This window comes from Acinetobacter celticus (assembly GCF_001707755.1).
GTDB classification, from domain to species: Bacteria; Pseudomonadota; Gammaproteobacteria; order Pseudomonadales; family Moraxellaceae; genus Acinetobacter; species Acinetobacter celticus.
On sequence record NZ_MBDL01000011.1, the window covers coordinates 150,939 to 169,869 of the forward strand.

The window sequence follows — 18,931 nt, forward strand, 5'->3', positions numbered from 1 at the left end:
TGACACGTTTAGCCTTTCACTTTGTGATAAATCAATTTGGGAAAACGCAGTAACATGCCACCCAATAAACGCGTATGCGCACGCGCCATACCCACATTGTCACGCCAGACATTAAAATGAGAAACCCCATTTTCAGGGTAAACCACCCGTGTCGGCACATTGACAAAAGGCACATTGTCCCACTTTAAACGCACTAAAATTTCCGAGTCAAAACCCATTCGAGGCTGAAATTTTGCCGAATTTAAAATTTTAATGGTCTGGGGCAATGGATAGACCCGAAAGCCACACATACTGTCTTTAATCTCAAAAGATAAACTGTTAATCCAGACCCAAATATGGGTTGCATAACGACCATACAACCGTTTTTTAGGTACCGTTGCATCAAAAACAGGCTGACCAATAATCATTGCATTTGGATGTTGTTCGGCGCTATCTAAAAAATATTGAATGTCCTTCCAATCATGTTGACCATCTGCATCTAACTGCAAAGCATGGCTATATCCATGTTGATGTGCATACCTTAAACCTGTAATAACGGCTTGCCCTTTACCTAAATTTTTTTCATGCTCAACCAAATCAAGTAACGAATTGTCTTTGGCCAACTGATGAAGCAACGTGCTACAAACAGACTCACTGCCGTCATTCACCATAATAATTGGCAATTGAAAACCAGTCAGATATGCCACCAATGCCACTAAACAATCAGGATGGTTATAAACTGGAATGACAAAACAAGGTTGCATCACACCGACCCCGATGATGTTTGTGCTGAATCAACTGAAAATAATAACCGACCTGAAGCCAACGTTTTATCTGCCATTTTTAACTCAAAACTCACTTTATGGGCTTTACGCGTTAAATTTAAATCAACACAACTATAGGGACGAATCAAATTTTGAAATTTCATTTGCTCAAAACCGTTGCACCACTGTAAATCAGCCCAATGCTGTTTAGCCAAATGCTGAATAAAACCAATTTGCCCCACCCCCGGATAAATTGGAAAATTGGGGAAATGTCCTTTAAAGCATTCTAATTCAGGCGTGAACTCTAAACGATAAGATATTTGTTCATTCAGGCTATGCTGTGCAAGGACAACGGGTAAGTTCATGGGTTGAAACAATGATTTTAAATAGGTTTTATTCAGCTTAGATTGCGTATTTTGTGGCAACTGCATGAGAAAACGCCATTGTCGTGGTATCGCAATACTCTCTAGTTTCTCTGCCAATTGTTTTTTTAAGGTTGCTATAAAGTCTGCTTTGCCATGGTTTTCTAAGCGTTGTCGTGCTTCTTGGCTCAAAACAATCACCGTCGCCAATATTTGACGGTGTGCTTTTTCATACACCAAAACATGACACTGCGTAATGCCATCTAATTCTAAAATTTTCTGTTCAATTGCATCTAAACTTAGGCGTTTTTCTTCCAGTTTTACAATACGGTCCAGTCGCCCTAACAATTTGAATGGGCTTTTTAAATGATCTGACTCAATAACTTCAACTTTATCACCAGTCAAAATCCAATCTGTACTGAATGCATGATTGGCTTTTACCGCCAACTCCTGCTGTTCACCACTTTGAATTTCAACATTGGCAAATGGAATCCACCATGCGTCATCTTCTTGACGATGGGCAATTCCTCCTGTTTCAGAACTACCAAATACTTCAGTAATTGGACAATTCAGAAAAGGGCGAACTCCTGAATCAAGCTTTCCACCCGAGGTGTACACCGTAATACAATCATACAGAAGCACATCTTTAGTCCAACGCTTTAATAATGCAGGGCTAGAAATGACATAATTCGATTGATTCAAAGGCGCGATTTTCTTTTGAATATCGGCAACATCTTCAGGGAATGCCACTTGATTTTGATAAAAACTACGTCCGCTCGCCAAAGGCCACAAGAGCTTAAACAATAGTCCATAAATATGTTGATGGCTGACTGTTGCAATGGCAACCGCTTGCTCTGGCAATACAAAACTGGCATCTAAACCGCAGACTTCGTTAAACAATTGTTGCAAAGTTCGTGGAATTTTTTTCGGTTGTCCCGTTGAACCCGAAGTATAAAAATACAGCTGTGCCTGATTTAAAAAATTAGAATCAAAATTAAAAATATTCGTATCAGTTGCAACAAAATGCGCAGTCCGGTGCAGAAAATAAATCTGCTGACTCGCCAATTCTTTTTCTAAATCGCTGACCCGATGCGGTGGAAGGACAACCTGCTTATTGGCCTGTAAGGCAGCAAACAATAGAACCAAAAAATCATAACTGTCTTGTTCCCATAATGCCCAAACAGGTGCTTCTAATTGTTGAATTTGTAGCGCTTGGCTTGCGACATCCAGCCAAAATTTCTGAAAAGAAATGCGACTTAAATCTGTTTTAATACATAATGTTTGAGGGGAATGAATATGGTGCTGAAAATGACAAGACATATAATTTATTTTAAACCCTATTTCTAATTTCTAATTTCTATATTGATATGTGGTTATTTCTGCACCTGATACAAACGCTGTTGGCGCTTACGCAAAAGAAACTCCCCTAGCAATAATATTCCCATCAGTACATAAGAGATAAAACCGTTATATAACACCCAGATATTCATTGGTGCAAAAAAAACGGTTAGCAAGGAAATGACTGCATTGATGCAAAAAAATCCGCACCATACTTTGGTTACTTGGCGTGTCCATTGCACACCTTCAGGGGGTAAATTAGGCTCAGCCAAGCGTGCAAAACGCTCAATCATCGAGGGGGCTTTAATTAAAGTTGCCGTAAATATAATAAAAGCACCCATATTCATAAAGACTGGGTAAAGTTTCAGCCAAGCCTGATCTTTCAAAATAAGGCTTAAACCACCACACAAAATTGCAAAGCCAGTCAAAGGCCAAAGCAATGCATTACCTTTACTCAGTAGGCGAATAATACCCAAAGCAATCAATAAAACACTGACCCAGATATATTGCCCATGTGTCAAACCATATCCCACAAAAAAAGGATAGAGAATCAAACCAATGACCGCTACCCCCTTTAAGATGACACTCATTCAGCAGACATATTCTGAATTACAGTCACAACATCTTGAACCGTACGAACGCTTTTAAAATCTTCAGGATTCACTTGTTTTCCTGTTAATTCTTTAATTTTCACGACCAAATCAATGGCGTCAATACTGTCTACGTCCAAGTCCGAACCTAAATGAGATTCTAATTGAACGGTTTCAGGAGCAATTTCAAACAGCTCATCCATCCACTCGCGGAGCTTTTCGAGTATTTGTTCTTGCGTAAGCATAGCGACCTCTTATGCTGATTGTTGTGCTTCAACCAAAGCCACCAAGCTTTGAATTGATTTAAAATATTCTTTGGTTTCTGCCGATTCTGCATTCAAATGAATGCCATATCGCTTTTTCAGTGCCAAACCCAATTCTAAGGCATCAATTGAATCTAGACCAAGCCCATCACCAAATAACGGCGCTTCGGTGTCAATATCGTCAATTGTAATATCTTCAAGGGCAAGGACATCAATAATCATTTGCTTTAATTCATCAGCAAGATTGCTCATTTAGGGATAACTCTTGGTTAAAAAACCGCTGTAATTGTTGATTTAACTGACGTACATTTTTTGGGTTGACGCTAACGTCATCCAATACGTCTTCCACTTGAATCGCATCCAGCACTTTCACTTGAATATGAAAGGGTTGTTCTGGAATGTGATACCACTTTTCATTTTTTGTCAGTGTCGAGGGTGTACAGGTTATTAGCACTGGTCGAATTGGCACGCCGGCACGCAATGCAATATTGGCAGCACCACGTTGAAATTCATTCAATCGTTCGCCTTTCTCTGTACGCGTTCCTTCAGGAAAAATGACCAATGAAGCCACTTTATCCTGTTGCAACTTCTGTACACAATCTTGAATGAATTGTTCAGAACCGGCATTTAAAATATAGCCTGCGTTTTGTACAGGGCCTTTGGTAAACGGATTCGACCACAATGCCTGTTTTACAACACAGTTTGCCTGTTCCATTAAACCAATTAGAACTACCACATCAATCAGGGTTGGATGATTGGCAATCACCAGTTCTTGTTGGCTACGCTGTAATTTTTCTAAACCTTCAACCTCATAAGTCATAATACCCAGTTTTACCATCATTTCAGTAAAACCTTTAAAGCTGTATTTAATAACTTTTTGCGTACGTTGTGTACGCAATATTGCATCTTGAGTACTCAGTTTTACTAAAGGTGCAATTAAACTACCAATCACTACACCGCCCAAACCGAAGCTAGAAAAACTGAATCCTGTGGCACCGACTCGCCATGCATAATTGGCTTTTTGTTTCATTTTATTTAATGTCAGCATTTGTTCCACGCTTCACTTTTATTTTGATCAGAATCTTGCCAAAAACTATAAAAATTTAATGCTTGTTTAAAACTCGCCTGATTCATCTTTACTGCATTGGGTTCGAATACTAAATTGACGGGCTCTGTTAATGAAATTAAAGCAGCCATAGCAAAAGCAGGAAAAGGCTGATGTTCTAAATAAATTTCAGGCAAGGCTTCATCATAGTAAACCACCAAGGCGCGACTGGCTTCTGGCACAGTTTTTAACCATGCATAAGCTTCAATCAAACCATCATTCCAAGTTCCTGCCAAACTGGTTGCCGGTGTCGCATCTTCAAATAAAATAGAATACAAACCAGAAATCGCATTATGCACTGAAGTCGAAAATTGTGTCGGCGAAGGGGTTTGGTCTTGCAATACATCTTCTAAAATTTTTAAGGTTTTCTTTTCATCACCATACTGCGAAACCCACACAATATAATCAACGCGCTGGTCAGCCAAAGTTTGTAGAGCGATGTTTAAGGCCAACTTTGCCACCATCGATAAGCGACGGCGCTGCATAGCAGGAATTTGTTCTAATGCAGGGAACACTTCATCTGCCCGACTAATACATAGTCGAGACATATTCAACGGTATCATGCGCTGTATTCCCTTGCCTTTAAAACTGGAGTTTTAATAATGGCGCGAATTATAGCATTTGCTATAAAAATTACAAAAACCATGTTGAATTTTTTATTTATCATATACTTATGTGCATTTCGTCTTTTAAAAACCCAATACAGTAGATAAAAAGCCTGCATGTAGCAGGCTTTTTATCTTAAGCGTGATCAGTTACCTTGAATAAACCGACGCGCACTAATAATCCCCGGTTGCTGCTCTAAACGAGCCAACAATCGCGACAATTGTGCTAGACCCTTGACCTCAATTAACAACTTCATATTGGCAATACCATCTGCCTCTGAAATCGTATTGACCTGACGAATATTAATTTGGTCAGAAAAAATCACTTGCGTTAAGTCTTTTAACAAACCGCGACGGTCATAAGCTTCTACAACAATTTGTACACTTTGGCCTCGTGTCGGTTGCATCTCCCAGTCCGCTTCAACTGCCCGCTCAGGCTCTTGACCAATCATACGAACATAATCAGGACAAGTGACCTTATGAATACTCACCCCACGGTTCAACGTAATGTAACCTGCAATCGCTTCACCATGCACAGGTTGACAGCACTGTGCAACATGCAATTCCACGTTGTCTAGACCGTCAATTAAAATACCATGCGCAGAAAGTGTATGACTCGCTCTTGGGTTTAGCGTCGGTTTCAGCACCAGTTCAGGTTCATCCTGATCCAAATGCATATGTCGGTTCACTTGATTCATTAAGGCATGCAGACTGATATCACCGCTGACCAAACCAATCAAGATATCTTCACCCAACTTCACATTAAAATGATTGCAGTAATCATTCAAATCAATGCTCTTATGGTGAATCGCCAAACGTGATAATTCTTTGTTTAAAATATCACGACCAACTTCTAAATTTTTACTACGGTCTTGCTGTCTGAACCAATGACGCAACTTGTCACGTGCGCGAGAGGTTTTAATATAACCAAGCGAATTTACCAACCAATCGCGGTTAGGCTCACGGTCTTTCTTGGTCAGAATTTCAACTTGCTCACCGGTTTTTAAGGTATACGTCAGTGGCACATAACGCTGATTGACCCGTGCCGCATAGCACTTGTTACCCACTTCGGTATGCACATGATAAGCAAAGTCTAAAACTGTAGATCCGCGTGGTAATTCTTTAATATCACCGTCTCGGCTGAACACATAGATTTTTTCAAAGCCTTCAAAATCTTGAATTTGCTCAAAACTTTCTCCACTTTCATCATCTTTGTGTGCACTCGCATCATTCCGTTCCTGATAATGCTCAAGTACGGCGCGTAGCGAATGTAAACGATGATTAAATGAACGGTCAGTATTTTTACCGCCTTCCTTATAATTAAAGTGCGAACACACACCCAGTTCCGCTTCTTCATGCATCGCTTTGGTACGAATTTGTACTTCTAAAGACTTATTTTCTGCAATAACCGCTGTGTGTAAAGAACGATAACCATTGGCTTTTGGATTGGTAATGTAATCATCAAACTGATGCGGAATATGGCGCCAAATTTGATGCACAATTCCCAAAGAGTGATAACACTCTGGAACACCTTTCACCAAAACCCGTACTGCACGAATATCATAAAGCTGATCAAAACTCAGGTTCTTGCTTTTCATTTTTCGATAAATCGAATAAATGTGCTTCACCCGTCCATTAATGTCCGCTTCTATACCGTGTTCTAAAAGTTCCTTGCGTAATTTATCAATCACGAATTGAATATACTGTTCACGCTCTAAACGTTTTTCATTCAATAAGGACGCAATTTCTTTATAGCGTTCAGGGGCTAAGTAACGAAAGGCTAAATCTTCCAGCTCCCATTTTAACTGCGCAATACCTAAACGATGGGCCAAAGGTGAGTAAATGGTTAGAATTTCACGCGCAACACGTTCCTGACGTTCACGTGACGCCTTGGTCAGCTCACGAAGCGCGTAGGTTCGTTCTGCCAATTTAATTAAGACAACGCGTACATCTTCGGTGACCGAAATCAGCATTTTATAAATGCCAGACAAATGCTCACGTTGATTATTATTAAAATGATCTTCTAGGCGTTTATTCTGTTCAATTAGGTCAGAAAGTTTACCCATCGACAAAGTGCCTTTGACGAGGCTATGGACTTGTTCGCCAAATTTTTGCAACACTTCGTCAATCGGCATTAAACCTTCGCGCACACTCCGATAGAGCATGGCGGCAGAAAGAGTATCTTCATCGGCATGTAAATACGCCAGAATATCCGCCATTTCAATACCCATATAAAAGGTATTAGAACGATGATGAACTGTTGAGTCCAACTCTTTTTTTAAGGTGAAATGTGCAACTTCTTCGAGTTGCTTTAGGGGTGCCCCCAATATGCCACGCACACGATCTAGCCATTCAGCCAAATCATGTAGTGCTTGATCGGCATGTTCTACAGTCGCTTCCTGAGACAGTTCGTTTAAACGTCCCGGGAGCTGTTCACGCACTGTGACCATACCCTACTCCTACTTTGTACTATTCATTATTACTTAAATCATTCAACTGCGGTGCTTGTTCAAACAACGCAATTGATTCGACGTGGCCGGTATGGGTGAACATATCCATCACGCCGGCTTTTTTGAGCTGATAACCGTACTGCGCCAAAATACCTGCATCACGTGCCAATGTAGCGGGACTACAAGACACATACACAATTCTTTTCGCACCAAATTTGGGAGCATAATGCATTATTTCTTCTGCGCCTGAACGCGGAGGATCTATCAATAATGCATCAAATCCTTGTTTTGCCCAAGAATGATGTGAAAAATCTTTTGTTAAATCTTGTGAATAAAACTGTAACCAGTCAATACCGTTGCTTTGAGCATTTTCCGTACCGCGTCGCACCATTTCATCACTACCTTCGACAGCAGCAACAAAACCTGTCGCGCCCACCCGACGAGCAAGTGGCAAAGAGAAATTACCCAAACCACAGAATAAATCTAAAACGCGCTCACCGGCTTTTAATTCAAGCAAATCGCATGCCAATTTGACCATTTTAGGATTTATACTTGAGTTTACTTGCGTAAAATCTAAGGGACTAAAGGCAAAGTTGATCTCAAAATCATCTAAACGATAATGCAATCGCATCTCGTTGCTTTGACCATCTGCTCGAATTAAGCTTTCTGGCCCAGCTGACTGTAAATACAATTGCCACTTCTTTTGTAACGCAAACTGTTGTAATTGGTTGACATCTTCTGCACATAATTTTTCTGTATGCCGAATTACCAAGGCAACGTCCTGATCACCCATAGCTAATTCTATATGACCAACCACCCCTTTGCCTTTTAGACTTTGGATTAATTGCTTTAATCGTGTAATTGAGCCAAATTCACGGTCTAATACCAAACATCGGTCAATGGACGTCAGCTTATTACTGGCGTTTTCACGAAAACCGACAATTAATTGATCTTTTTGTGGTAAATAGCGCACCCCAATGCGTGCTTTACGACGGTAATCCTCTCGGGTCGAACGCAAAGGTTCCAGCCATGCTTCTGGTTGCAGTCCTGCAAAATGACTTAAATGTGATTTCAATACATCTTGCTTTAAGTGAATCTGTTCATCTGCATGAATGTGTTGCATATTACAACCACCACAGATGCCATAATGTGGACATTGAGGTTGCACACGCAGAGTAGATGCCTCACTTAATAGCGCCGTGCTGTCGGCTTCTTCTAAACGTTTTGCCGTATGTGTAATGGTTGCTCGTACCGTTTCCCCCGGAAGCGCATAACGGATAAAGACTTTTTTACCCTGCTTTTCTTCTGGATGATCAGGATGTGACCCATAATGCGCTATGCCTCGCCCTTCATGTGAAAGCGACTCAACCTGAAAAATATAACTGGGCTGTTGGGCTTTTGTGGGCTTGGCTTTTTGTTTCATGCGAACCTAATCTGTGGAAGATGGAAAATCAAATTGTGTAAATTCAGTGTGTTGTGACATTTCACGCCAAACTGATAAAAACTCAGCATGCTGTGGCAATGCCTGTAAATATTGAATGGTACTTTGTACCAAATGCTGATGGTCGGCCAATAACAACTGACCTTTTAACAGTAGCCAACGTAAATAAATCAGCCAAGTATTCAGGACATCCCCTTCACAATAGCTGGTCAACGCCTGCCATTGTTGCTGACGAATATATTCAGGAACATGATAGCCACCGTCACCACGCTTGCCAGGAAAACCCAGTAAATGTGCAGCATCATCAAGCTTTAAAAAATGCCGTCCATGAAACATGGCCATAACATCCATTAAATCGACATGACGCTGATGATAACGGTTCTGATAGTTATTATAGCGCTTTTGCGTATCAATCTCGCCCTGATCGAACAAACTTGGCGCAGAAAGTCCATGATACATGGCACGGAATAAAATCACGGGTAAGTCAAATTGTGAACCATTCCAACTGACTAGCGTGGGATGACGCTTCTCAAAAATCGATAAAAATTTTCTTAAAATATCGGCTTCTGAATAGTGTTCACGGCTAAATGAGAACATTTTCATGCCTTTTTCATCTATCCATAAGCCAGAAATACAGACAATTTCATGTAAAGCTAAACGCTGAAAATCTGTACCTGACTCTTGACGACGTAATTTCGTTAGCGCTGATTCTAAATCAGCTTCAGGCAAATCTAGGCCATACAAATGCGCACCTGACTTTAAGTCAGTTAATGTTTCAATATCAAAAGTTAAAACGGGTAAACGCATAAGCACTCTCTTTTTTCCTGAAATTATTCAGAATTTAATTATTCAGGATCAACAACAGAAAAAAGACCTGTCGATAAATAACGATCACCGCGGTCACAAATAATACAAACAATGACCGCGTTGGGGTTTTCTTCTGCCAGTTTAATAGAAGCCCAAACTGCGCCACCCGATGAAGTTCCCGCACTAATGCCTTCGTGACGTGCCATACGTCGTGTGGTTTTTTCCGCTTCAATTTGCGGAATATCCATAATCCGGTCAACACGTTTCGGGTCAAAAATAGTGGGTAAATATTCTTGTGGCCAACGACGAATTCCAGCAATATTCGAGCCTTCAGACGGCTGTAAACCCACAATCTGAATCTCTGGGTTTTGTTCTTTTAAATACTTTGAAATACCCATGATCGTACCTGTTGTACCCATGGAACTGACAAAGTGAGTAATTTTACCGCCTGTTTGTTGCCAAATTTCTGGCCCTGTCGTCAAATAATGCGCTTCAACATTATCTGGGTTACCAAATTGGTTCAATACCAAGCCTACACCATCTTTTTGCATTTGTAAGGCCATATCACGCGCCTCTTCCATGCTGGAAGATTCAATCAGCTCTGCACCATAAGCACGCATGGCATCTTTACGTTCTTGGCTGGCGTTCGCGGGCATAATCAGCTTCATTCTGTAACCGCGCATAGCAGCCACCATGGCCAAGGCAATCCCTGTATTTCCACTTGTCGCTTCAATTAACGTGTCACCTGGCTTAATCTGCCCACGCTTTTCTGCTTGCATAATCATGTTATAAGCTGGGCGATCTTTGACAGAACCTGCGGGGTTATTGCCTTCTAGCTTAGCCAATACGGTTGCTTGAGTATGACTTGCCAGACGTTGTAAACGCACTAAAGGAGTTTTCCCAACATAGTGGTCTAATAAAAAATCGTCTGTTTGAAACTCAGGGGATGGGCTACTCATTCTAGATACCTATATCGAGGTGCGCCTATTGTATGAAAAAATAACTTTGCCTGCACCCATTGGATAGGCTTTTTCTTGAAAGTGATTAAAGCGCAATCAGTTTTAAATAATCCATGTTAATATGCGATGCATAAGGAATAAACTGCTTGCACCATGCCGACGATCAACAAAAAGCTTTTTAAACGTCTACACTTAAACCATGCTTATGGGCAACTCATTGCACTTATTTTTGTGCCAATCACCATATTGGCATGTGTTGGGGCAATGTTGGTTATTACAGAAACCTCCAATGCAGCCAAAGCACAGCAACGCCAAATGGCAATTGCGATTTTAACACGCTATCAACCCACCGCAGAAAGCGCACTTAATTTATTACGACAATATCCTTGGCAATTTGACCAAGCTCGTTTTGGCATGCAGAACATGCTAAATGAAAAATATTTAATTCGTGCGGCTATTGTCGACAGTAAAGGAAAAAATCGGCTGAATATTGGCCCAGAAGAATTAGACGTATGGCCAACCATCAACAGCAAAACCAGTTTTAGTGGCCCAATTCATTTTAATAAAAATAATGTATATGCTTCTAAAATTACCGATGAAACCAATACGCCTTACTGGTTACTGGTCGAACTAGATAATCAACCTTTAGAAATTGCGCATTATCGCGTACTTATTGTTTTAATCGCTACAGGTTTACTCACCCTACTGCTTCTTTTGCTATGTCTGAATTTTTACTCGCGCCGCTGGATTGCGCCGATGTATGAAATTCGGATGCAATTACAACGTTTAAATGCCGACACCTTAGATCAGCACATGATTATCAACAGTACGGGCGAACTGCGCCTGCTACAACGCGATATTGCCAATGTGGTGAAACGTCTACATTTTAGCTTTCTAGAACTGCGTGAACATACCGAACAAACCGAAGATGATTTACGGCGCACACTTGATACTTTAGAAGTGCAAAATATTACCTATCGTCAAGCACGAGACCAAGCAATTTCTGCCAATCAAGCGAAATCGGTATTTTTGGCCAATATCAGTCATGAACTTCGTACCCCTTTAAACAGTATTGATGGCTTCATTCATTTATTGCTCCGCCAAGGCAATTTAAGTAATGAACAAAATTTATATCTACAAACCATTCGTAAATCTTCAGCACACTTATTGGCACTGATTAATGACGTACTGGATTTTTCTAAAATTGATGCAGGCAAACTCGAACTTGAAACCGCACCTTTCGATTTAGAAGAAGCGGTATTTGATGTGATGGATATGCTGTCGCCATTGGCCGCGCAAAAGCACATCAATATGACGTTTTACTATGCCGACCATGTGCCCAAACATGTCATTGGCGATGCGTTACGCTTTAAACAAATTCTGACCAACCTCATTTCTAATGCCATTAAATTCACACCAGATGGCGAAATTATTGTACGTGTACGTATTGAGCATGAAGACCTTGAACATAGTCTGCTCCATTTTAGTGTACAGGACAGCGGTATTGGTTTAAGTGGCACAGACCGTAAAAAACTCTTTGAATCATTCTCACAAGGCGATGCCTCTGTGACCCGCCAATTCGGGGGAACAGGTTTAGGCTTAGCCATTTCAAAACAATTGGTCAGCTTGATGCACGGGCAAATTGGCTTTGAAGATAATCAGGAACGTGCGCCAACTGAAAAAGGTTCAACCTTTTGGTTTACCGCAAACTTTGCCATCGAAAAAGAAGAGGAAATCGCCCATCCTCACTTTAATAATTTGCAAGTGGTTTCTTATCTGGCTCACCCTGCAACAGCTCATGTATTGCGTCATTATTTAGAAAATTACGATGCACAACATATTGAAGCACAGTCTATTTTAGACTTATTCAGCAGATTGAATCAGCTTGAGCAATCAGACAATACTTGGTTAATTGTAGATCATAGTGGCGACACAGAAGCCATGTTAAAAGAAATTCGTACCCGCTATACAGGAAATTTAGCCGTGTACGGTTATCAAATGCTTCTTGATCCGAACATGTTAAATGAATACCGTGCTCGTCCTTTACATCAACCCCTCAGCCGTACTGCTCTCATTCAGTTGCTCAGTAATCAGGTCGTATTTGATGCCGATGAGCATGAAGACTTTAATGGCCAAGGCTTACATGTTTTGGCTGTCGATGATCATCTACCGAACCTAATTGTCCTTGAAGCACTACTAGCAGAATTGAATGTCACCACAACCAAAGCACTGAGTGGCCAAGAAGCCATTGATATTATTAAAACCAATCATGAACGTAAATCGAAGGCATTTGATTTAATCTTCATGGATATTCAAATGCCCGTCATGTCTGGTGTAGATACCACCCGTGCCATTCGCTCACTTGAATCGACTTTTGAAAATCATAAGCGCTTACCTATTATTGCACTGACCGCCCATGCACTTTCAGATGAGAAAAAGAAACTGTTGCAAGTCGGAATGGACGATTACGTCACCAAGCCCATTCAAATGGAACAAATTATTCAAATTTTGACCCATTGGACTGCAGAAAACTTTAAAAAAGCACCAGTCATAGACCGTGCAATTGTCATTGATGCACTCGATCCGAATATTTTAGATTGGCAACAAAGTCTACATTTAGCCGCCAATAAAGAGGATTTAGCCACCGACTTACTGAAAATGTTGGTGGATAGTTTCCAGCAAGAATTACATGAAATTGAACAGCTGATTGAACTTGAAGATTATCCACAACTCGAACATGTGTTGCATCGTCTCTATGGTGCAACCCGCTATGTGGGTACACCAGCTTTGCAAGACGTGGCGGGTGGCTTTGAACAATTTGTTTCCACATTACGTAAAGAACGGCGTAAAGCAGATGATGCCTTTGTTCAAGAAACCCTAAACCGTGCCGATGAATTAAAAACGGTGATGGATCAAGTTCAACAAGTTGCACAATCTATTTTAAGTAAATATGAGCAATAGCATTACAAAAAATTTGGCTTAATCTTGCGCTCTAAAATTCGTGACTGCGCTGTCATGCATGCCAAGAGCGCGCATGCTATGCTCAAAATCTGGATAAAATAAGAGTTTTCACTATGTCATTGGTCAAATTAGAAAAAAAGAACGGTATCGCTACGGTCAGCTTGAACCGTCCCGATAAGCGCAATGCCATGAGTTTTGCACTATTAAAAGAATTAGTGCGTATTGCTAATCTCATCAAAAAAGACCGCTCTATCCGCTGTGTGATTTTAACAGGTGAAGCGCAAGTTTTTAGCGCAGGCATTGACCTTTCTGACTTAAACAATCCTAAAAATACTGCTTATGCTGTATGGGAATTAATTAAACCGGGACAAAGCTTATTTCAAAAAGCGTTTTTAATTTGGCAAGATTTACCAGTTCCTGTGATTGCGGCCATTGAAGGCTTTTGCTTTGGCGCTGGGATGCAATTGGCATTGGCTGCGGATATTCGAATTGCACATCCGAACACGCAAATGTCCATTATGGAAAGTCGCTGGGGGCTTGTCCCTGATATGGGCCTTAGCCGTACAATGAAAGGTATTATCGGCTTAGACTTGGCCAAAGAACTGACATTAACAGCACGAATTTTTGACGCCAACTATGCCAAAGACATTGGTCTAGTCACCCATCTTGATGAATCACCATTGGTTAAAGCTCAAGCTTTGGCTGAAGAAATGTTGAACCGCTCACCAGATGCTTTAACTGCGGTTAAGCGCGTTTTAGATGCCATGCAACACAATTCAAATAAGTCCTTGCGCCTCGAAAAAATCTGGCAACTCAAATTACTTTTAGGTAAGAACAGCAAATTGGCACGTAAAAAAGATAAAAATCCAGACGTTCAATTTTTACCTCGCCAATTCCAATAAATACACCAGATGTATGGGTAAAATAGAGAAATAATATGATTGTTGACCGTCACAGTAAAATTGCCTTCTTAGGCATGGGATTAATGGGCAGTCGAATGGCGACTCGATTAATTCAAGCAGGCTTCGATGTTGCTGTTTGGAACCGTACCGCCACGGCCTGTGACGAGTTGATTGATAGTGGTGCAAGTTCACTCGAACTTGCCCATATTGGCCAATATCCAGTCATTTTAAGCTGTCTGGCCGATGATCATGCTGTGGCATCTGTATATGCACAAATTGAACCCTACCTTCAAGCACAGCAAGTGATGGTCGATTTTTCTAGCTTATCGGTAAAACAAACCCAAATATTGGCCCAACAAGCTGCCCAAAAACAGGTGGTCTGGATTGACTCCCCTGTTTCAGGAGGAACAGCAGGTGCCGAATTCGGTACTTTAGTCATTTTTGCAGGCGGTGATGCACAAACGATTCAAGACTTAACCCTAATTTATAATGTGCTTTCACAACGTGTAACCCGTATGGGCGAAACAGGCACAGGTCAAGCCACTAAAATTTGTAATCAATTGATTGTGGCAGCCAATAGCACACTTATTGCCGAAGCCGTTGCATTGGCTGGACTCGCTGGCGTAGATACCCGTTTATTGGCACCTGCCTTAGCAGGTGGTTTTGCCGATTCAAAACCTTTTCAAATTTTAGCCCCACGCATGGCCTCACACAGCTTTGAACCTGTGCAATGGAAAGTTCAAACACTATCTAAAGACTTAAATAATGCAATTCAGCTGGCAACCGAATGTGAACTTCAAATTCCTGTGGCGCAGCAAGCGCTCAATCAACTACAGGCTCATCAAGCCAATGGCTTTGCCGAAAAAGATTTAGCCACGATTATTCAGCATGTTGAAGCTGAATAATCCTGCTAAGCTAGATTCATCAATTTAAATCTGCATGGAATGCCAATATGATTAAACTTGCTGTCAATCTCTCCATGATCTTTACCGAAGTGCCCTTAATTGAACGCTTTGCATTGGCACGCGCTCAGGGTTTTAATCATGTTGAAATCCAATTTCCATATGAATTGAGCATTGAACAAATTCAAACCCAATTGACCGTACATGACTTAACGCTCTGCTTAATTAACGTGCCTGCGGGTGACTTAATGCAAGGCGGTAATGGCTTAGCAGGCGTACCTGGTAAAGAAATTGAATTTCATCAAGCTGTAGAAAAAGCCCTTGCCTATGCCACAGCGTTAAATGTACCGAGTGTGAATATTTTAGCTGGTAGACAACCTCAAGATGCAGACCTTCTCCCCTGCCTAAACACTTTATCTGCCAATTTTAAAATGGCCTGTCATATGTTCAGTCATACAGGTATTCAACCTGTTTTTGAAATGATTAATGGCACAGATATGCCTCGCTTTTTAGTGCAAAATATTGCTCAGGCACAAGAAATGCTAGAAGCGGTGCAACACCCAGCGCTAAAAATGCAATATGATTGCTATCATCTGGCCATGATGGGTGAAGATATCCTTGAAGGTCTTCAGGAAAATATTGAATTTATTGGACATATCCAATTTGCAGATTGTGCTGGACGACATGAACCTGATACTGGAAGTATCAATTATGCATCTATCTTTACATGGCTAAAACAAAGTCCATATACCGGTTTTATTGCTGCAGAATACCGTCCAAGTCAAGCTTCTGAAAAAACTTTTGCTTGGAAAGACAAATACTTTGCTTAAACCCATTTAAACCAATGCTTAGTTGATTTGAAATTTATTACTAAAACCGCTATATTAGAGCATAAATATTTGTCAGGAAATCAGGCCCTCCATGAATTTAGAACCATCGCCCAGCGCTTCTAATTCTCACGATCTAACCAACACCCAAAAGAAAGACGTACAAATTTGTCTAGAAGTGGTGCGTGAAGCACTTGCAGATGTAAAAGCAAAAGAAATCGTAGAGCTAGATGTCAGCTTAATCAGCAACGTATCTGATGCAATTGTGATTGCAAGCGGTACATCTACTCGCCACATTAAATCTCTTGCAGACAATGTTGCTGAAGAAGCGCGTAAAGCGGGCTTCCGTCCAATTGGTGTTGAAGGTGAACGTGATGCTGAGTGGATCTTGGTTGATCTCGGCCTTGTCGTTGTACATGTCATGTTGCCGACAGCCCGTAAGTTTTATGATTTAGAAAGCCTTTGGCGTACAACTCCTGAGTCTGTCGCTTAAGCACAAGATTTAAAAAAGCGGTCATCATGACCGCTTTTTTAATGTCTATTATTTATATTCAGCGAGGTCAATCGGCTTTTGGAAAAAATCTTCCATGTTGTTTTCACTCTTTGCAACGAGTTTATTTTTCAGAGTTTCTACATAAAATCTATGAAATATTTCATAGAAGATCACCAATAACGGCTGTAGAGTGATGGTTAAAATTACTATAAAGGTAACCACTTTCAATACTTATATTTAAATAATTACGCTCGCAGTTACAGCAACCCGCCCAATACTAAAAATAAAAAAATCTTTATTTTTAACTTATGTAAACCTGTTTTTAAGACTATGTCTCCAATAAATGTAGTAATAAAAAAACCACCCTAAGGTAGTTTTTTTATTTCATGATACGCAATCAATTAATGTCCGTTGCCATTAATGGCTTTGGTCATATCTTCAACTACTTTCTTCGCATCACCAAAAATCATCATGGTTTTTTCGTTATAGAACAAGTCATTGTCTAAGCCTGCATAACCTGTTGCCATAGAACGTTTGATGACCATAATCGTTCTTGCTTTATGCGCTTCAAGAATTGGCATGCCATAAATTGGCGACGTCGGATCATCTTTGGCTGCAGGGTTAACTACGTCATTCGCACCAATGACTAACACAACATCTGTCGCAGGGAAGTCAGAGTTGATTTCATCCATCTCTAGAATATCTTCATACGCCACATCTGCTTCAGCCAAAAGTACGTTCATATGACCCGGCATACGACCAGCGACTGGATGAATTGCAAAGCGAACTTTGACCCCTTGTCCTTTTAAAATTTCACACAGTTCTTTCACAGCATTTTGTGCACGACCTTGCGCCATACCATAACCCGGTACAATCACAACGCTGTCTGCATTTGACATCAAGAAGCCTGCGTCATCTGCTGAACCTGAACGATGGTTACGCTGTGCTTGTTCGCCTTTGTCCGCAGAAGCTACGGCTGTTCCGCCCATTGCACCACCAAACAATACGTTGATGATTGAACGGTTCATGGCTTTACACATGATGTAAGACAGAATTGCACCTGAAGAACCCACCAGAGAACCTGCAACAATCAGCATATTGTTTTCTAGCGTGAAACCAATTCCTGCTGCAGCCCAACCAGAAAATGAGTTCAGAAGCGATACCACAACTGGCATATCACCGCCACCAACTGGCGCAATCCATACCCAACCAAACACCAATGCAAGTACTGTCATTGCCCAGAATGCATTCATATTGCCTGTGGTAAAGAAGTAAATACCACAAGCTAGCATTGCTAGAAAAATAAGCGCTTGAACGGGTTTAACCCAACCACCTGAAATGGTTTTTGCCCATTTTTTAGCAGCCAATTTACCGTATGCAAATACTGATGCGGTAAAAGTAATGGCACCCACAAAACAGCCGACAAACAATTCAAACAAATGCACACTGCTCATATGTACATGCTGTACACCTGCAGCAGTTAAAGCAGTTTCATTTTCTACAAACAAAGCAGTCAATTGGTTGTTGTGTAAAATTGCAGCAATCGCAATTAAAACCGCTGCCAAACCCACCAATGAATGCATCAAGGCAACAGTTTCAGGCATTTGCGTCATTGGAACAGTACGTGCACGTGCAATACCAACAACTGCACCCAACACCATTGCGCCACCAATCATCCAAACAACAGGATGATCTGCGACAAAGAAAGTCGTGATGACTGCAATCGCCATAGCGATCATGCCATAACGGTTGCCTTGAATTGCTGTTTTAGGCCCTGATAAGCCACGTAAAGTCAAAATGAAAAGGACTGCACCAATAAGGTAGAACCACTCTGCATATTCTCGAATGAATTCCATGTTTTAGCCCTCTTTTTTCTTTTGCTTCGGCTTGAACATTTCAAGCATGCGCGCTGTTACTGCGAAACCACCGAAAATATTGATGCTGGCTAAAAATACAGCCACTGCACCTAATACGCTAACAACATTAATGCTTTGAAATTGTACATTTGCATCGACTACACCTGGAATTCCCACAGTTTGTAGCATTGCACCAACCACAATAATCGAAGACAGTGCATTGGTTACTGCCATCAGTGGTGTATGTAATGCAGGTGTCACACCCCAAACCACGTAGTAACCAACAAAGATGGCTAAGACGAAAATAGTAATAGTTTCAACCATGAT

Annotated in this window: 18 protein-coding genes; 5 read left to right on the top strand and 13 right to left on the bottom strand. The window is 41.0% G+C overall.

What is annotated here, in order from left to right; all coding sequences use genetic code 11:
• Nucleotides 1–8 precede the first annotated feature (8 nt).
• The 11 genes from BBP83_RS11985 to cysM form a co-directional block, all read right to left on the bottom strand.
• Nucleotides 9–743, bottom strand: coding sequence for a glycosyltransferase family 2 protein (locus BBP83_RS11985; RefSeq protein ID WP_068888857.1), 735 nt, complete (start codon nt 741–743; stop codon nt 9–11).
• Nucleotides 743–2,425, bottom strand: a complete 1,683-nt coding sequence (locus BBP83_RS11990; RefSeq protein ID WP_068888859.1) for an ApeI family dehydratase — start codon at nt 2,423–2,425, stop codon at nt 743–745. Before BBP83_RS11990 ends, BBP83_RS11985 begins: the two co-directional genes overlap by 1 nt.
• A gap of 53 nt (nt 2,426–2,478) precedes the next feature.
• On the bottom strand, nt 2,479–3,033 hold the full coding sequence (locus tag BBP83_RS11995) for a COG4648 family protein (protein WP_068888861.1): 555 nt from the start codon (nt 3,031–3,033) through the stop codon (nt 2,479–2,481).
• Nucleotides 3,030–3,278, bottom strand: coding sequence for an acyl carrier protein (locus tag BBP83_RS12000; RefSeq protein WP_068888863.1), 249 nt, complete (start codon nt 3,276–3,278; stop codon nt 3,030–3,032). Before BBP83_RS12000 ends, BBP83_RS11995 begins: the two co-directional genes overlap by 4 nt.
• Before the next feature lie 9 nt (nt 3,279–3,287).
• Nucleotides 3,288–3,548 carry a phosphopantetheine-binding protein gene (locus BBP83_RS12005; protein ID WP_068888864.1) on the bottom strand — a complete coding sequence of 87 codons (261 nt, stop codon included), beginning with the start codon at nt 3,546–3,548 and terminating at the stop codon, nt 3,288–3,290.
• A complete protein-coding gene (locus BBP83_RS12010; RefSeq protein ID WP_068888866.1) occupies nt 3,532–4,344 on the bottom strand; it encodes a lysophospholipid acyltransferase family protein in 813 nt (270 codons plus the stop codon). Before BBP83_RS12010 ends, BBP83_RS12005 begins: the two co-directional genes overlap by 17 nt.
• Nucleotides 4,338–4,964 (bottom strand): beta-ketoacyl synthase chain length factor, encoded by a 627-nt coding sequence (locus tag BBP83_RS12015; RefSeq protein ID WP_068888868.1) that lies wholly within the window; start codon nt 4,962–4,964, stop codon nt 4,338–4,340. Before BBP83_RS12015 ends, BBP83_RS12010 begins: the two co-directional genes overlap by 7 nt.
• Before the next feature lie 188 nt (nt 4,965–5,152).
• The gene (locus BBP83_RS12020; protein WP_068888870.1) at nt 5,153–7,456 is read right to left on the bottom strand and encodes a RelA/SpoT family protein; all 2,304 of its coding nucleotides are present in this window, start codon (nt 7,454–7,456) and stop codon (nt 5,153–5,155) included.
• Between the two features lie 19 nt (nt 7,457–7,475).
• Complete coding sequence (gene rlmD, locus BBP83_RS12025; RefSeq protein ID WP_068888872.1) at nt 7,476–8,879, bottom strand: 23S rRNA (uracil(1939)-C(5))-methyltransferase RlmD; 1,404 nt, start codon at nt 8,877–8,879, stop codon at nt 7,476–7,478.
• A 6-nt stretch (nt 8,880–8,885) separates the two neighbouring features.
• The gene (locus BBP83_RS12030; protein ID WP_068888874.1) at nt 8,886–9,704 is read right to left on the bottom strand and encodes a 3'-5' exonuclease; all 819 of its coding nucleotides are present in this window, start codon (nt 9,702–9,704) and stop codon (nt 8,886–8,888) included.
• Nucleotides 9,705–9,742: 38 nt separating this feature from the next.
• Entirely contained in the window at nt 9,743–10,663 is a 921-nt protein-coding gene (gene cysM / locus BBP83_RS12035; RefSeq protein ID WP_068888876.1) for a cysteine synthase CysM, read from the bottom strand.
• Nucleotides 10,664–10,816: 153 nt separating this feature from the next.
• Here cysM and BBP83_RS12040 point away from each other — a divergent pair, with 153 nt between their 5' ends.
• From BBP83_RS12040 to rsfS, 5 genes are all read left to right on the top strand, one after another.
• Entirely contained in the window at nt 10,817–13,624 is a 2,808-nt protein-coding gene (locus BBP83_RS12040; RefSeq protein WP_068888878.1) for a GacS-like sensor histidine kinase, read from the top strand.
• Nucleotides 13,625–13,737: 113 nt separating this feature from the next.
• Complete coding sequence (locus tag BBP83_RS12045; RefSeq protein ID WP_068888880.1) at nt 13,738–14,526, top strand: crotonase/enoyl-CoA hydratase family protein; 789 nt, start codon at nt 13,738–13,740, stop codon at nt 14,524–14,526.
• Nucleotides 14,527–14,561: 35 nt separating this feature from the next.
• On the top strand, nt 14,562–15,431 hold the full coding sequence (locus tag BBP83_RS12050; RefSeq protein WP_068888882.1) for an NAD(P)-dependent oxidoreductase: 870 nt from the start codon (nt 14,562–14,564) through the stop codon (nt 15,429–15,431).
• A 47-nt stretch (nt 15,432–15,478) separates the two neighbouring features.
• The gene (locus BBP83_RS12055) at nt 15,479–16,258 is read left to right on the top strand and encodes a hydroxypyruvate isomerase family protein (RefSeq protein ID WP_068888884.1); all 780 of its coding nucleotides are present in this window, start codon (nt 15,479–15,481) and stop codon (nt 16,256–16,258) included.
• A 91-nt stretch (nt 16,259–16,349) separates the two neighbouring features.
• Nucleotides 16,350–16,748 carry a ribosome silencing factor gene (gene rsfS, locus BBP83_RS12060; RefSeq protein ID WP_068888886.1) on the top strand — a complete coding sequence of 133 codons (399 nt, stop codon included), beginning with the start codon at nt 16,350–16,352 and terminating at the stop codon, nt 16,746–16,748.
• Between the two features lie 401 nt (nt 16,749–17,149).
• Here rsfS and BBP83_RS12065 read toward each other — a convergent pair whose 3' ends face one another.
• Both BBP83_RS12065 and BBP83_RS12070 read right to left on the bottom strand, forming a co-directional pair.
• Nucleotides 17,150–18,604 (bottom strand): NAD(P)(+) transhydrogenase (Re/Si-specific) subunit beta, encoded by a 1,455-nt coding sequence (locus BBP83_RS12065; RefSeq protein WP_068888888.1) that lies wholly within the window; start codon nt 18,602–18,604, stop codon nt 17,150–17,152.
• Nucleotides 18,605–18,607: 3 nt separating this feature from the next.
• Nucleotides 18,608–18,928: a proton-translocating transhydrogenase family protein gene (locus tag BBP83_RS12070; protein WP_068888890.1), complete on the bottom strand. Its 321-nt coding sequence runs from the start codon at nt 18,926–18,928 to the stop codon at nt 18,608–18,610.
• Nucleotides 18,929–18,931: the final 3 nt, after the last annotated feature.

Excerpts from the sequence above, each read along its gene's own strand:
- BBP83_RS12040 (WP_068888878.1), top strand. The coding sequence starts at position 10,817 with ATGCCGACGATCAACAAAAAGCTTTTTAAACGTCTACACTTAAACCAT.
- BBP83_RS11990 (WP_068888859.1), bottom strand. The coding sequence starts at position 2,425 with ATGTCTTGTCATTTTCAGCACCATATTCATTCCCCTCAAACATTATGT.
- cysM (WP_068888876.1), bottom strand. The coding sequence starts at position 10,663 with ATGAGTAGCCCATCCCCTGAGTTTCAAACAGACGATTTTTTATTAGAC.
- BBP83_RS12005 (WP_068888864.1), bottom strand. The coding sequence starts at position 3,548 with ATGAGCAATCTTGCTGATGAATTAAAGCAAATGATTATTGATGTCCTT.
- BBP83_RS12000 (WP_068888863.1), bottom strand. The coding sequence starts at position 3,278 with ATGCTTACGCAAGAACAAATACTCGAAAAGCTCCGCGAGTGGATGGAT.
- rlmD (WP_068888872.1), bottom strand. The coding sequence starts at position 8,879 with ATGAAACAAAAAGCCAAGCCCACAAAAGCCCAACAGCCCAGTTATATT.
- BBP83_RS12055 (WP_068888884.1), top strand. The coding sequence starts at position 15,479 with ATGATTAAACTTGCTGTCAATCTCTCCATGATCTTTACCGAAGTGCCC.
- BBP83_RS12070 (WP_068888890.1), bottom strand. The coding sequence starts at position 18,928 with ATGGTTGAAACTATTACTATTTTCGTCTTAGCCATCTTTGTTGGTTAC.
- BBP83_RS12050 (WP_068888882.1), top strand. The coding sequence starts at position 14,562 with ATGATTGTTGACCGTCACAGTAAAATTGCCTTCTTAGGCATGGGATTA.
- BBP83_RS12010 (WP_068888866.1), bottom strand. The coding sequence starts at position 4,344 with ATGCTGACATTAAATAAAATGAAACAAAAAGCCAATTATGCATGGCGA.
- BBP83_RS12030 (WP_068888874.1), bottom strand. The coding sequence starts at position 9,704 with ATGCGTTTACCCGTTTTAACTTTTGATATTGAAACATTAACTGACTTA.
- BBP83_RS12015 (WP_068888868.1), bottom strand. The coding sequence starts at position 4,964 with ATGATACCGTTGAATATGTCTCGACTATGTATTAGTCGGGCAGATGAA.
- rsfS (WP_068888886.1), top strand. The coding sequence starts at position 16,350 with ATGAATTTAGAACCATCGCCCAGCGCTTCTAATTCTCACGATCTAACC.
- BBP83_RS12020 (WP_068888870.1), bottom strand. The coding sequence starts at position 7,456 with ATGGTCACAGTGCGTGAACAGCTCCCGGGACGTTTAAACGAACTGTCT.
- BBP83_RS11995 (WP_068888861.1), bottom strand. The coding sequence starts at position 3,033 with ATGAGTGTCATCTTAAAGGGGGTAGCGGTCATTGGTTTGATTCTCTAT.
- BBP83_RS11985 (WP_068888857.1), bottom strand. The coding sequence starts at position 743 with ATGCAACCTTGTTTTGTCATTCCAGTTTATAACCATCCTGATTGTTTA.
- BBP83_RS12045 (WP_068888880.1), top strand. The coding sequence starts at position 13,738 with ATGTCATTGGTCAAATTAGAAAAAAAGAACGGTATCGCTACGGTCAGC.
- BBP83_RS12065 (WP_068888888.1), bottom strand. The coding sequence starts at position 18,604 with ATGGAATTCATTCGAGAATATGCAGAGTGGTTCTACCTTATTGGTGCA.